Annotated in this window: 13 protein-coding genes; 11 read left to right on the top strand and 2 right to left on the bottom strand. The window is 51.1% G+C overall.

Annotation, left to right across the window (positions count from 1 at the left end; translation table 11 throughout):
- The first annotated feature begins 424 nt into the window (after window positions 1-424).
- The 8 genes from AB1S50_RS17345 (at window position 425) to AB1S50_RS17310 (ending at window position 9,181) form a co-directional block, all read left to right on the top strand.
- Complete coding sequence (locus AB1S50_RS17345; RefSeq protein WP_367152351.1) at window positions 425-790, top strand: cupin domain-containing protein; 366 nt, start codon at window positions 425-427, stop codon at window positions 788-790.
- 445 nt (window positions 791-1,235) lie between these two features.
- Window positions 1,236-2,264 (top strand): DUF2157 domain-containing protein, encoded by a 1,029-nt coding sequence (locus AB1S50_RS17340; RefSeq protein ID WP_367152349.1) that lies wholly within the window; start codon window positions 1,236-1,238, stop codon window positions 2,262-2,264.
- A 354-nt stretch (window positions 2,265-2,618) separates the two neighbouring features.
- Complete coding sequence (locus AB1S50_RS17335; protein WP_367152347.1) at window positions 2,619-2,990, top strand: VOC family protein; 372 nt, start codon at window positions 2,619-2,621, stop codon at window positions 2,988-2,990.
- Between the two features lie 435 nt (window positions 2,991-3,425).
- Complete coding sequence (locus AB1S50_RS17330) at window positions 3,426-3,698, top strand: amidohydrolase family protein (RefSeq protein WP_367152345.1); 273 nt, start codon at window positions 3,426-3,428, stop codon at window positions 3,696-3,698.
- 537 nt (window positions 3,699-4,235) lie between these two features.
- Window positions 4,236-5,453, top strand: coding sequence for a serine hydrolase domain-containing protein (locus tag AB1S50_RS17325; protein ID WP_367152343.1), 1,218 nt, complete (start codon window positions 4,236-4,238; stop codon window positions 5,451-5,453).
- Window positions 5,454-5,836: 383 nt separating this feature from the next.
- Window positions 5,837-7,219: a hypothetical protein gene (locus AB1S50_RS17320; RefSeq protein ID WP_367152342.1), complete on the top strand. Its 1,383-nt coding sequence runs from the start codon at window positions 5,837-5,839 to the stop codon at window positions 7,217-7,219.
- Window positions 7,220-7,383: 164 nt separating this feature from the next.
- Window positions 7,384-8,280 carry a glycerophosphodiester phosphodiesterase gene (locus tag AB1S50_RS17315; protein ID WP_367152340.1) on the top strand — a complete coding sequence of 299 codons (897 nt, stop codon included), beginning with the start codon at window positions 7,384-7,386 and terminating at the stop codon, window positions 8,278-8,280.
- A gap of 1 nt (window position 8,281) precedes the next feature.
- Window positions 8,282-9,181 carry an MBL fold metallo-hydrolase gene (locus tag AB1S50_RS17310; RefSeq protein WP_367152338.1) on the top strand — a complete coding sequence of 300 codons (900 nt, stop codon included), beginning with the start codon at window positions 8,282-8,284 and terminating at the stop codon, window positions 9,179-9,181.
- Between the two features lie 85 nt (window positions 9,182-9,266).
- Here the strand turns inward: AB1S50_RS17310 and AB1S50_RS17305 are convergent, their stop codons facing one another.
- Window positions 9,267-10,028, bottom strand: coding sequence for an ABC transporter permease (locus tag AB1S50_RS17305; RefSeq protein WP_367152336.1), 762 nt, complete (start codon window positions 10,026-10,028; stop codon window positions 9,267-9,269).
- Entirely contained in the window at window positions 10,025-10,999 is a 975-nt protein-coding gene (locus AB1S50_RS17300; RefSeq protein ID WP_367152334.1) for an ABC transporter ATP-binding protein, read from the bottom strand. The genes AB1S50_RS17305 and AB1S50_RS17300 overlap by 4 nt, the downstream gene beginning before the upstream one ends.
- A 261-nt stretch (window positions 11,000-11,260) precedes the next feature.
- On the opposite strand from AB1S50_RS17300, the gene soxR reads away from it, so the two are divergent.
- From soxR to AB1S50_RS17285, 3 genes are all read left to right on the top strand, one after another.
- Window positions 11,261-11,725 (top strand): redox-sensitive transcriptional activator SoxR, encoded by a 465-nt coding sequence (soxR, locus tag AB1S50_RS17295; RefSeq protein ID WP_367152332.1) that lies wholly within the window; start codon window positions 11,261-11,263, stop codon window positions 11,723-11,725.
- 670 nt (window positions 11,726-12,395) lie between these two features.
- A complete protein-coding gene (locus AB1S50_RS17290; RefSeq protein WP_367152330.1) occupies window positions 12,396-12,725 on the top strand; it encodes a hypothetical protein in 330 nt (109 codons plus the stop codon).
- Window positions 12,726-13,527: 802 nt separating this feature from the next.
- On the top strand, window positions 13,528-14,235 hold the full coding sequence (locus AB1S50_RS17285; protein ID WP_367152328.1) for a zinc metalloprotease: 708 nt from the start codon (window positions 13,528-13,530) through the stop codon (window positions 14,233-14,235).
- Window positions 14,236-14,421 lie beyond the last annotated feature (186 nt).

Raw genomic sequence — 14,421 nt, 5'->3', positions numbered from 1 at the left:
AAATGAAGTAGAGCGTCTGTTTCGCCGCTTGAAAGGTTTCCGAAGAATATTTAGTCGATTTGATAAGTTGGATGTCGTTTTTAAGTTCTTCATCAACTTTTCATTGATCGCTGACCGGCTAATTAGTGTTAACAGGCCCTAGGGTATTTCAGTAAGCAGTTCTGGTTGGTGAAGCCATCCTTAATGGGCTTACAGACCATAGGTGTGTGGCCTTGACGGCATTTGTGGTATAAATAGGCTTAGCCATCTATTCTGGACATTTGAACTGGGTAAATGGAATGGGCCACTGGATTCGCCAGCCATCTGGTATTTTTCGTTCCGTCAGGGCCCCAGGGTGTACTAGACAGTATTGAATGTTGCTGCCTTTTAGGCCACTAGAAATCAATCATAAAATCTGCAGCTGTTATAAGGTATTGATAATAATATGAAATATCAGGCATTAAATTTAAAAGAGAAATTTTCGCTGTTTGATGAACAGTGGATGCCGAAAGTCATTGCTGAAATAAATGACTATCAATTTAAAATTGCAAAGCTAAAGGGTGATTTTATTTGGCATGATCATAAAGACACTGATGAAGCCTTTATTGTTTTAGAAGGAAATCTCCGTATTGATTTTAGAGATGGAAAAGTGGAACTATCGGAAGGGGAAATGTTTGTTGTGCCTAAGGGAGTTGAGCATAAACCTTACGCCAAGGAGGAAGTAAAGTTACTGATGATTGAGCCACGTGGAGTAAAAAATACCGGTGATGAAGGTGGAGAACGCACAGCACAAAATGATATCTGGATTTGATATTCTGCAATAATTAGATTGAGGTGGGTCGCAGAAGGTTCAAGGTATCCTTAAGCGGTTGTTGTGAAGCATTGTGAATATGATGAGTAAGTAGGATGCAACAATTATTGTAAATCTGGTGCGCTCTAGAATCTGGGTAGATACTTTAGTTGCGTTTCCATTTATCGAGGGGTGTTTTGGATCATCCAGTCCTGCTTAGCTTATCAATTTAAGCAGAAGCCCTAAAAATTCATTGCTGCTTTAAGTATTAGATTTAGGTATTGAAAATCGATAAATTACAGTTGTTTTCTTGCAAGTTAGATTGGATTTGATTTATATTTATATCCAAATCCATAAATTTCTGGTAATGGATGCTCTTTTGACATGATTGCTGCTATAGACAAATCCGGACCTAACCAGTCAATTCAAGGGTAAAACCAATAGGAATCGCTTCCAGAGATAATTTATGCAGTTTACAAAGAAGCAATTAGAAGAGGCGGCGAAAAAAAATATAATATCGCCTCAGCAAGCAGAAGCTCTGCAAGAATTTTTTATTGCCCAATCCCAAGATGTCCCGAGATTTACTTTTACCCACGTACTTTATTATTTTGGTGGGCTTATAGCAATCGGGGCTATGACTTTGTTCATGAATTTAGGCTGGGAATCGTTTGGTGGAGCAGGGATATTTTCTATCTCTGTACTCTATGCAGCTATAGGCTTAAAGATTACCAAAGTTTTTTCTGCTGGTGATTTGGCAATTCCTGCAGGTATTTGTGCGACATTTGTAGTGTGCTTAACCCCATTGGCAATATATGGACTTCAACAATGGCTGGGTGTCTGGCCCGATGAGAGCGTTTATAGAGATTATCACAGGTATATAAAGTGGAACTGGTTATATATGGAGTTAGGCACCCTGGCGGCTGGAGTAATTATTGCGTGGAAGTATAAATATCCTTTTTTGATAATGCCTATCGCTGTAACGCTTTGGTATATGTCGATGGATATTACAGCCATGATTTCAGGCGGCGATACTACGTGGGAACTGAGAAAATTAGTTTCACTATATACTGGTTTGTTAATGATTGGGCTAGCTTTCTGGGTGGATATAAGATCCTATCAGAAAGCGGATTATGCTTTTTGGATTTATATATTTGGAGCTGCTGCATTTTGGGGCGGGCTATCCTCCCAAAACTCTGATAGTGAGTTGTCAAAATTTATATATTTTTGTATCAATTTGTTAATGATAGGTGTCGGGGTTTTGTTGGTGCGCCGGGTTTTTGTGGTTTTTGGCGCGCTTGGCAGTTGTGCATACCTTGGCCATTTGGCATTTGATGTGTTTGAAGATAGCTGGTTATTTCCAGTTTCACTGACGGTAATAGGTCTTGGTATTATTTTTCTAGGAGTTCTGTGGCAAAAACATGAAAAATATATCACTGCAAAGTCACGATCATTACTCCCGGTGCCACTGAGAGAATTATTACAGGCGAGATCCTGAAGCAATATCTAACAACTGCGTCAGTTGGCGTGTTATCTGGAATCTAGTAGTCGATAGAGTGCCGAGCTAATATATTCTCGTCAGCTATATATAGCTACGACTAAGATTGGTTTTATGCCATCTTATATGGTTATTACATGGGGTATAGGTATTTGGAATTTGTTGCAATAATATTTGCTGTTTTAGTTGATATTTCGATTAATAAGGCACGAGTGACAACTGAGATAATAAATGGTATGGCTAATGCCATTGGTTTGCTATTTACTGCTCCCTGTTAGCCATATCTAGTAAAGCAGCTGAGGGGGCTTTGCACTGCGCGGTTCATCATTATTCAAAATCTTAGGGAGACCTCATATGGATAGTAAAATAGTATCGCTTGGACAGCTGGCTTTAACGATGTCTAATGTGCAACTGGCACTGGAATTTTATCGAGATATTTTAGGTCTGGAGTTTTTGTTTTCACCTGTAGAAAATTTAGCTTTCCTCCAGTCTGGTGAAACGAGAATAATGCTAACTACTCCACAAGGTGCAGGAGAGCCGGGTAATAATTCTATTCCTTATTTTAAAGTATCCAATATAGTGGAGTTTTATGATTCCGTTTTAACTAAGGGTGCAATTGCAGAAAGGGAACCACAGATTGCTGCCCAGATGCCGGATCACGAACTGTGGATAGGTTTTATTAAGGATCCAGAGAGTAACTTGATAGGGTTAATGGAAGAGAAGTGATAGGTACTTGATAAGCTCACCAAAAACCATTCGGCTTTGTTTCGCTGGGTTTCCCTGCGCTAGGTTCTAGTTGGCTCCTTATTTTGGCGTTTGATTTACAATCAAGAGATCGAAAAAATTTTATAAGGGGAGTATGAATTGATACGGAGATAAACAATTACATTGTTGTGCCTGCAAGCCGTAGTTGGATGCTATGTATTCTAAGTTCCAGATGGCAGTATCATATTTTTTATTTTGGGGATAGTTTTTGAGGGCCTACTCTGGATACGGTTGTCCAAGTACAGGTCTCCGAAAGAGTAGCGATGCTCGTATAAAGTAATGCCTATCAGGCTTGCTTAGGTCCGGCTTTACATCCGGGTAGCATGTGATTTCTCGGGGTGACTCTTACTATGTCTTCCCGAATGGGTGACCATCACTCTGAGCTCAGACTTTGACGTGAACAGCCTGTCTCTACTGGGTGTCATCCAGGCATTGCTGCAGTTGGGCCGGTGGTGTATGCCCTCGCTGGCTGCAGCGGTCGAAGCCTATACCCTCAATGCCGGCTATGCCCTGGAGCAGGAAACGGGCTCTATCGAAGTGAGTAAATACGCAGATCTGGTTATGCTGAGCCAGAGTATCTTTTCCCTGCCATCCAGCCATATAGGCGCAACCAAAGCTTGGCTAACCATGCTGGAAGGTGAAATCATCTATCAGCATCCGAATTTTTAAGCCGACAGAGTGGTTGTTCACTTGCCTCCCGATCTTACAGGGATATGAGGTGCGGGGCCGTTTTTTTCTGTTAAAAATGATCCTGCTGAGCACAAACCTGAAAAAACCACTCCCCTTGACGACCGAACCCTGTTTTATTGATATAACTTTGCCGTTGGGGTGGCCCTTAAATACGTCGGAAATGCCGGTTGCGTTGCGTATAAATGGATGTTTCAATGGATGCCAGGATATGCTGGCGGTTATTGGGCTATGGTAGCTGCAGCTTTCCAAGAGCGCTCGCGTGATTCAATCTGATTGTTTCTTCTGGATAGACTCAGTCGGGCATTCAGGCTGATTGTTTATAGCTCCGTACAACTCTCGGGCGGGAGTTATTTCAGTAATAGTTTCGTATTTATCCTCAAGACAGGCGAACACCTTCTCTTAAATTTTAACTTTTCAAAGTTTGGCAGGTCGGGATAAGGGCTAATTGAAAGTTAGCTGATTGTGAATCGTATGAATTGGTTTGTAAAACTTGCAAGAAAAATATCGTGAAATACTATGAAAAAAGTTCTATTGAGTTTGATTGTTTTGGGATTATCCAGCTTTGCATACGCCGCAGAAAAGATTGCTGAAGGGCAGGTGGTGCGTTTGGATGGCAGTACAATTTCCTTTGCGAAGTTGACAGATAGAATAGATCAGCTGGTCAAGGCGGCTAATGTTCAGGGTTTGACGGTGGCAGTGTTTAATGACGGTCTGCCGGTATATTCTAAGGCCTTTGGTTTTGCCGATCTTCCAAATAAAAGGCCATTAAAAACAACTACAGAAATGTATGGAGCTTCGTTGAGTAAAGCGGTTTTTGCGGCTTTGGTTATGAAGTTGGTGGGTCAGGGAGTAATAGATCTGGATAAGCCGCTACAGTCATATTTGCAGGAGCCACTGTGGAAGAAGCAAAGCGATGGCGATATTGAATGGCACGAGGACCTAAGTGATTTGCGCGAGGCGCCTCGGTACCGGAAAATCACTGCGCGCATGTGCTTATCTCATACAACCGGGCTGCCAAACTGGCGTTGGTTTGAGCCGGATCACAAGCTGCGTATTCACTTTGAACCGGGGGAGCGCTACAGTTATTCCGGGGAGGGAATGGTACTTTTACAGATAGTGCTGGAAAAGTTAACCGGAAAATCCGTGGAACAGCTGATGCGGGAAAATATCTTCACCCCATACGGAATGGCTATGTCCAGTTATACCTGGCAGCCGCGCTTTGAGCGGGATTATGCTATGGGGCACGATACCGATGGCAGTACCTTTCCCCGGGATAAGGACAATGCGGCTCGCGCGCCAAGTACTCTGGAGACGACAACTGAGGATTATGTGCGGTTCATGAGTGCTGTACTGGATGGTGGCGGTATCAGTGAAGCGGCTCGTAAAGAGATGTTCAGTCCGCAGATACGCATTCGCAGCAAGACACAATTTGGTCCCGGTGCCGGAGAGATTACCGATCGTTACGATGATATTCAGCTCAGCTACGGTCTGGGTTGGGGGTTGTTTCATACCCAATACGGTTGGGCAGCGTTTAAAGAGGGCCATCATGACGAGGGTTTTCAGAACTACTCGATTGTTTATCCGGAGAGGGGTATGGGCGTCTTGTTGATGAGCAATAGTAACAACGCCGAGAGCATCTTTGGTTACCTGCTTTCTGCAACTATCGCCGAAAAAGAATTTCCGAACGACTGGGGAGGTTATATCCCCCTGGACAAAGGCAAGCTCAGTGAGTAAAGCCGGTAATCGAGGTGCCTTTCGCTGCAGTGCTGCATAAGTCTATACCCTTGCATGCCACTGAAAACAGCAGATTCCACCTAATTGCGTGGAATTCCCAGGGCGACAATCCAGTCTCTACGGGATTATCTATGGGATCGGCGGGAGAGCGACGGAGTGCCTGTTGGCCCTGTTAAACCGAACTTGGACGTTCCAGGGCCGCTGCCTGATTTCCCGGCATTGACCCTGGTACCGTCGACTGGGCCTGTGAGGGAATGGCCGTCAACCCGGTCCCGGAGCAGCAAATAGAGCATTCTTTGTTCGATTCGATTATCGGTAGCGATTGTGCCGCCTTCTGCTGGTAGGATTGTGCCGATTCATCATCTGATTCACGGGGGAACCCATTGACCGACATACTACCTCCACTGCCACTGTGGCTATGGTTTTTGCTGGCGCTGCTGGGTTTGTTTGTGGCGCGCAAACCGGTGCAACGGGCCTTTATGGCACTGGCACGCTTCTGTCACCAGTCCCTGCGTCTCGCGGCGGTTTCGGTTGCGGATGGCGAGCGGCGGCTGCGGCGGCGCAACCGCGAGGTGTTGCTGGCTGCGGGTTGCGAGGCTGCCGAGCGCTGTGTTGAGCGCGAGCTGGATCATGTGGAAAAGACCGTCAAGCGGGAGCTGGCGCGGTATCCCGAACTTCACCGGCGCCTGAGCGAACAGTTAACTGCCATCGATAGAGACTATGCACTCAGTGTGGAAGTCCCGCCGGAGCCCGGCAACTGGTCGAAGGCTATCCGGGCGGTGGCGGAAATTCCCGCCAGCAGAGACCCGGTGGTGTGCGATGTGCTGGAGGCGATCCGTAACTCCATGCACAAGGCGGAAGCCAGGGCGCTGGAAGTCTACCGGGAATCCGCCCGCGAGCGGCATCAGCTGTTGCGGCGCATGATGCCCGCCTGGCGCTCGATTTTATCGGCCCTGAGCGGCGTCAACCGGAATGTGGAGACGGTGATACGGCGCGCCGGGGACCTCGACCGGCATATGGATCGCCTGGAGGAGATACAGCGGGGCGGCGACAGGGCGTCGCGCAGGCTTGCAGCGTCCGCTACAACCCGGTTTTTTGCCTCGCTGGTGGCCCTGTCGATTGCCGCAGCGGCAGCGGTGGTGCATTTTCACCTGATAGCGCTGCCGGTGGCGGGAGCGGGCGGTAGTGCCGCCCACATCGCCGGTTTCAGAGCCGTGGAGGTGTTCGCGCTGGTGGTGATCCTGCTGGAAATCTTCGCCGGACTGGTGGCGATGGAGTGTCTGCGTATTACGCAGTTTTTCCCCGCTGTGGGCGCTCTGGATGACAAGCCGCGCAGGCGTATGCTGTGGATCGCGTTCACAGCCCTATTGGTCCTGGCTGCGGTGACAGTCAGCCTGATCTGGACGCGGGAGCTTGTGCCCGGAGAGGGGGGCGCTGCTGCGGATATGAACCGCAGTGCCTATTGGTTGTACACTGCGGCGCAGATGGGGTTGGGTTTGGTGTTGCCCTTCGCGCTCGCGGCTGTGGCTATGCCCCTGGAGACTTTTATCACCTCCGCGCGCACGGTGGTGGGGATTCTGAGCAGTTTGCTGTTGCGGATGCTGTCCCTGGGTTTGCGTCTGTGCGGCACGGGCGCCCTGGTGGCGGGTGGGGTGCTGGTGCGCCTATACGATATAGTGATTTTTTTGCCTTTGTGGTTGGAGCGCAGGTTTCTGGATTGGCGCGCGGGGAAGGGCCGCCCGCCGGGAGAGCCCGAGCCGTCCTGACAGACTTTGACGGCTGCCATTGATTTACAGGTAGTTGCGCAGGGCTTCAAAGGCATCAATCGAACCGGTGCGGAATCATCTATTCGATTTCCCGCTGAACAATCTCTGGCGGACGCTTAGATTTTTACTCGTCGCTGAGGACAAAATTCCCAGGGCTCGATTTTATGTTATCGCCAACTCTGTTTTGTATTCTCCTGGTATTGCTCTGGCTTTACGCCCGCGGGCGGCCGGCACTGCCCTCGCTGATGGCTTTCCCCGCACCCGGGCGGCCGCTGGTGATCGCCCACGGGGACGAGGGTGGTAGAGGCTTCTATCCCGGCAATACATTGCTTTATTTGCGCAAAATGGTTGAACTGGGTGTGGATGCACTGGAAATCGACCTGGCGCTGACAAAAGATGACAAACTGGTGTTGATCCACGACACTGAGGTCGATCGTACCACCGGGTCGCGCGGTGCGGTCGGGGCCATGACGCTGGCACAGTTGCGCAGTCTGAACATGGCATACAATTGGAGTCGTGACGGTGAGAAGTTTCCCTACCGGGACGAACCGCAGGTGGTTGCCACCATCGATGAAGTGTTTGCCGCGCTGCCCACTACTCCATTGGTGATCGAGCTTAAAAATGACGATGTGCGCGCGGCCAGGGCATTGTGTGCGAGCGTGCGCGCGGCGAGCAGTGAGAGGCGGGTGATCGTGTCTTCCTTTTACGGTGGTGTAGTGCGCGAGTTTCGCCGCCTGTGCCCGGAGGTGGCCACCGGAGCAGTTAGGTTCGAGGCCATGCTGTTCTTTGCCGCGCACCTTTTTCGCGCGGAGCGGCTGCTGCGGCCGGCCTATCAGACGATGCAGCTGCCGATGCGCTATCACGGTATTCCGGTTTTCTCGCCGAAGCTGGTGGCCGCTGCCCACAGGTCTCGGTTACACCTATCGGTTTGGACTGTTAACGACACTGTAGACATGCAGCGCTACATCGCGCTGGGTGTGGATGGCCTGGTCACCGATCGGCCGGACAGATTATTGGAATTACTACAAACTCGGCAAATTGCCAAGCAAACAGGAGAGTAAGATGAAACGACTTTACCGGTTACTGGGGGCGATGTGTTGCCTTGCCGCCGTTCACGGTCAGGCGCAGGATCGTTTTGCCGACGTTACCATCAACAGTGAAAAGGTGTCGGACAACCTCTATATGCTCACCGGGGCCGGTGGCAATATGGCCCTTTTGGTGGGGGATGACGGTGCTTTTCTGGTCGACGATCAATTCGCCCCGCTCACTGATCGTATCGTTGCTACCGTTGCCGAAGTTTCCGACAAGCCGCTGAAATTTGTGATCAATACTCATTGGCACGGCGATCACACCGGTGGCAACGAAAACCTCGGAAAACAGGGGGCGTTGATCGTCGCCCATGAAAATGTGCGAAAGCGCATGAGCACTGACCAGTTTATGGAGACTTTCGGTCGCAAGGTGCCCGCCGCACCGCTGGCTGCGCTGCCGGTCATCACTTTTACCGATGCCACTACGTTCCACTGGAACGGCGAGGATGTACGGGTGCAGCATGTGGATCCAGCCCACACCGACGGCGACTCTATAGTAAGGTTTGCCAATGCCAATACGGTGCATATGGGCGATACCTTTTTCAATGGCAGCTACCCCTTTATCGACCTGTCCGCGGGAGGTTCGGTGGATGGTGTGATCGCAGTGATGGATAGGGTACTGGAGCAGGCCGACGACAATACCCGCATCATCCCGGGCCACGGTGCGCTGAGCAACAAGGTGGAGCTGCGGGCCCAGCGCGACCTGCTGGTTACCCTTCGCGACCGGGTGCAGAAGCTGATTGACCAGGGCAAGAGCCGCGATGAGGTCATAGCGGCACAACCGACAAAGGAGTTCGATCAGCAGTATGGGCAGGGTTTTATGAAACCGGATATCTGGACCGGTATTGTGTTCGATTCATTGACCAATTCCTAACAGGTTGTTGAACAATACTTTTTCAACAGCCTGATAAACTGCCGGGGGCGTGGGATACGGGCCCCTATGGCCCGTATCCTCTCACTCAGGGTTTGATCCGGTAGCCGCTGCGAAAAATCCACCAGATACCGGTCATGCACAGCAGCATAAACAGCAGTGTCATGCCCAGGCTCACCACCACATTGACGTCTGACACTCCGTAAAACGCCCAGCGAAAACCGCTGATCAGATAAACCACCGGATTGAACAGGGTGATTTTCTGCCACAGTTCCGGCAGCATATTGATGGAGTAGAAGGCACCCCCGAGGAAGGTCAGCGGAGTGATCACCATCAGCGGAATCACCTGCAGTTTTTGGAAGTCGTCGGCCCAGACGCCGATGATGAATCCAAACATGCTGAAAGTCACCGACGTCAGAAGCAGAAACCCCAGCATCCAGAAGGGATGGAGTATCTGGTAATCGACAAAGAAACGCGCGGTGATCAGGATCAGGACGCCCAGAATCGCCGACTTGGTTGCCGCCGCGCCCACATAGCCGGCTACGATTTCGAACGCCGACACCGGAGCGGAGAGAATCTCGTAGATGGTGCCGGAAAACTTGGGGAAAAAGATCCCGAAAGACGCGTTGGAGATGCTCTCACTCAGGAGAGACAACATAATCAGCCCCGGAATAATAAAGGCGCCGTAGCTCACTCCCTCTATGTCCCCCATGCGCGAACCAATTGCCGCACCGAAAACAATGAAGTAGAGGGAGGTGGAGAGCACCGGGGAGGCGATGCTCTGCATCAATGTGCGCCAGGTGCGCGCCATTTCAAATTTGTAAATTGCGCGGATGCCGTACCAGTTCATAGGGCATCTCCTCCCTTAGCCGGAGTCGCTGTATCTCGCTGTTGCGCGCGGGCGTCCCGTACCAGACCGACAAAGATCTCTTCCAGGGAACTCTCGCGGGTGTGCAGGTCGCGGAATTCGATTCCGGCCTTGTTCAGGCGATGCAACAGTGTGGCAATTCCGGTATCGCTGCTGTTAATGTCGAAGCGATAGATCAGCTGGTCTCCGTCGTCACCTAGGGACAGGGGCAGATCTTCGAGCGCGGCCGGAATCCTCTCCACTGGGGCCGGCAAATGCAGGGTGAGTTCTTTTTCCCCCATCCTGCGCATCAACGTATGCTTTTCCTCCACCAGCACCACCTCACCGTGGTTGATGACGCCCACACGGTCTGCCATCTCTTCGGCCTCTTCGATGTAGTGTGTGGTGAGAATGATGGTCACGCCCGACTGGCGCAGTTGGTGCACCATATCCCACATGTCCTTGCGCAGTTCTACATCGACGCCCGCTGTGGGTTCGTCGAGAAACAGAATTGAGGGTTCATGGGACAGCGCCTTTGCGATCATCACCCGGCGTTTCATGCCCCCGGATAGCGCCACTATCCGGCTGTCTTTTTTCTCCCACAGCGACAGCTGGCGCAGCAGCTGTTCGATATAGACGGGGTTGGGGGCCTTACCGAACAGGCCGCGGCTGAAATTTACCGTCGCCAGCACACTTTCGAAGGCGTCGGTACTGATTTCCTGGGGAACCAGGCCGATTTTGGCGCGGGCGGCGCGGTAATCTGACAGGATATCGTGCCCATCGGCCGCAATAGAGCCACAGCTGGGGCTGACGATTCCGCAGATGATGCTGATCAAAGTGGTTTTGCCGGCACCATTGGGGCCCAGCAGGGCAAAAATCTCCCCTTTGTGAATGTCCAGGTTGACGTCCCGCAGGGCGGTGAGCCCACCGCTATAGGTCTTGCCGACCCCCCTGACTGTAATGATTGGCTCCACGATGGCTCCTTTTCTATTTTGGTATCCAGCGCGAGCCGGGCCAAGCTCCCCGAGCGCGCCGACTCCAGTTTACTACCGGCACCAGTAATAGCTGAACCAGTCGGGACAAAAACTTGACCCGGATCCCCGGGCTTTTCTGTACAGGCTGTTCCTCCGGCCTTTTATTGATACTTTCCACCATTGCTCTGTTCCACACTTGCCAATAACCGCGATGGAGTGTAAAACCTCAAGTTAACTTATGGTCAATAGTCGAGGGTAGCGGTGCAGCAGAAAAGCCAGGGGCGAGTCCAGATGGAGGGCCTGACAGTGGGTGAGGTGGCAAAGCGCAGTGGTGTAGCTGTCTCCACACTGCACTTTTACGAGACTAAAGGGCTGATTCGGAGCTGGCGCACCACCGGCAATCAGCGTCGCTTCAAACGCGATGTGTTGCGCCGGGTGGCGGTGATCAAGGTGGCCCAGAGTGTCGGTATCCCCCTGGCCGAGATAGGCGATGCGCTGCAGACTCTACCCGCGGGCCGTACACCGAATGCCTGCGACTGGAGTAAACTGTCAACGCAGTGGCGGCAACAGCTGGAGGCCCGGATACGCCAGCTGCAAGGGCTCCGTGACCGGCTGGATGGTTGTATCGGCTGCGGTTGCCTGTCGCTGGAGGCGTGCCCGCTGCGCAATCCGGGGGATGCCGCCGGGAAGGAGAACAGTGGCCCGGCCTACCTGCCCGGGCCATAGCAGACTGTTAAAATTCGAAGAATTTCGACGCCTGCTACCGGAATATGGATGTTCCGGCAAAATCGGCGACGGCTAAGTCGTTGATTTTGGGAGAAAAGTGAAAATCACATTTTTCGCTTTTCGTGTTTTGAAACAGGCAGGATGCCTTTTTCAACAACCTGATAGGGGGTTGGAGGAAGGCCTGAATGCCCGCTGCCCACTCGCGTTCCGGTTCCAGCGTCGTTTGGAACGGGCCCTGGCAGGGCCGTGTAGCTGGTCGTTGTGCTCTGGCGGGCTGCTGACAAAAGTCAGGAAAGGCTTTTTCAGCAGTCTGTCCGCGTGATTGAGCAGGCTTTCAAGAGCGGCCAACCTGTCGATACGGGACCATCTATTGGATTGCCGGGTTAAATGGTTGCCGCAGTTGGCGCCTGAAGTGATTTTTACGCCAGGTTTTCCAGGCCTTGTTCATCGGGGTTCAGGTAAAGCGGTAAGATGTGTTGGCTTGTGGGCAAGGTAGGGAGCCACCTGAGCGGGGAACGGCATCTGGCTGGGTACTGTTTGCGAGAGCTTGGGCGTGAAGCTCAGTTGCCAGCTGTTACATCGCCCATCACCGTTGTATGGTGATTCTGCGGAGTAACAAAAGCCCGGGGAAAAGCAGTGTGAAAGTACATCCACAAAGGAGTGGTGAAAAATGGAATTGATTATTTTTGTGATTGTCATGGTGGCGATACTTGTGCTGCCGCTGAAGATGGCAGCCGCTATGATGGGGGCAAAGAATACCGGAGTATTTTACTGCCTGTTTGCGCTGCTGCTGGCGTTGATAATACAGAGAGTCGTGGGGGGTATGCTGCCGGGTGTGAGCGACAGTGTTGGCCTGTTGCTGACCATTCCACTGGCGGCCATCGCCTATATGCTGGTTTTGGGTACGGGTTTTCTAAAGGCGATTATTATCGCATTGTTGCAGGGTATTATTACCTTCTTTGCCATGCTGCTGTTTGCGGGAGTATTCGCGGGTATTTAGCGTCCAGGGCAGGCTTCTCACTGCAGAGGCAATACAGCATTATCTCTCCTGGTTGCCAGGCCGGAGATACGGGGCAATTTGCGCGAAATTGATTCCACTTCAATGCTTCGCTCCGGTACTCGCCTGGGGGTCCATGCTTTGGCGGGGTTAAGTCCCGATGGGTAATTTCAAAGGCTTAAGTTAGAAAGCTGAAGAGAGCTTTGTTCTATCTATCCGTATGGATTCTATGGCTGCATTTTGAAGTGCTTTCCGCAAGATGGGCGCCGACCTGGACCATTTATCGGCTTTTAATTTACCTGTAAGGTTCAAAAAAATTTTCCTCACACTGCGCGGGCACGGATTTTATCTGTTGGCAGTTCAAATCACTATGCTCTGGGGTTTTGTGAGTTTAATCACAGAACTCGGCCTGATTTTCTTTGTGTTCACTGGGGGAAGATATATATAGTCGAGGCGTCTCTGATGATATTTGTTCGCGTTCCTCTGCCAAAAAATACGTTGTAGTAAGGCTGTTGGCAATGCATGAGATTGGCTATTAGTCCAATTGGAAATTATGGGGGCGAAACAGTATAGGGATATAACCAAGTATAAATTCTCATGGAGGGATCTTCCAATGCGACTACTAAACAACACACAACCTCGAGGAGGTAGCTGGATTGCAGGCCTGATATTGCTTTCGTTGGCAATATTTACGCCAGGGCTTTTTGCCGCTGGTTTGCCTGGAGATCAGCAACCATTGTTGCGTTGTGGTACCAAGCAAGTTAATGCGTATCAAGCGGCATTGCACACAAATTATGTGAAGGACATGCACAATGCGCTGAGTAGCTATCTACCCTCCCAGCGCAATGTGGCCAATGTCAATGTACATTTCCATGTTATCGCCGATAGCTCTGGCAATGGTGTTGTTCCTACCATGGTGATCTTCGACCAGATGGATGTATTGAATACCGCCTATTCAGGGACACCTTTTATTTTTAATCTGGCAACGATTACCGACTCGGTAAACGACAGCTGGTATACGGCCACCCCGGGTACCTTCGCCGAGTTTGAGATGAAGTCGAATCTGCGTATTGGTGGTGCTGCGGATCTCAATATCTATCTGACCAGCCCCGCTGAAGGTTTCCTGGGCTGGGCAACCTTCCCCAGCGACTATGCCTCCAATCCCACCGATGACGGTGTGGTTATATTGAATGATGCCCTGCCGGGTGGTATTGCCGCGCCTTACAACGAGGGCGATGTTCTGGTGCATGAAGTGGGCCACTGGGTGGGTCTGTTCCACACTTTTGAGGGCGGCTGCAGCAATCCGGGGGACTTTGTCGACGATACACCGGCGGAGTTCGGCCCGGCCTTCGGTTGTCCGGTGGGGCAGGATTCCTGCCAGGGGCCCGGGTTTGAGGGTTTGGACCCGATCAACAATTATATGAATTTTACCGACGATTCCTGCATGTTTCGCTTCACGCCAGGTCAGGTTGACCGCGCTGATCTGCAAAGTGCGTTTTACCGCGGGCTCTGATTCCCGGTCTTCCCGGGGATCGAAATATCCCCGATTGATGTTGGCCTAGCAGGCTGTTGATTTTGTCGCCTGAGAACATTGGGTTAGATACAATACGGAAAACGATAACCCACAGAGGATTTTGGTTCAGTGCGCGGTATGGATGTTTTTCAGGAGTCTCTTTTCACAACAGTGCAGTTGGAATCG

The sequence above is a fragment of the Microbulbifer discodermiae genome, assembly GCF_040742695.1.
GTDB lineage: Bacteria > Pseudomonadota > Gammaproteobacteria > Pseudomonadales > Cellvibrionaceae > Microbulbifer.
This window is presented reverse-complemented; position numbering and strand designations above follow the sequence as displayed.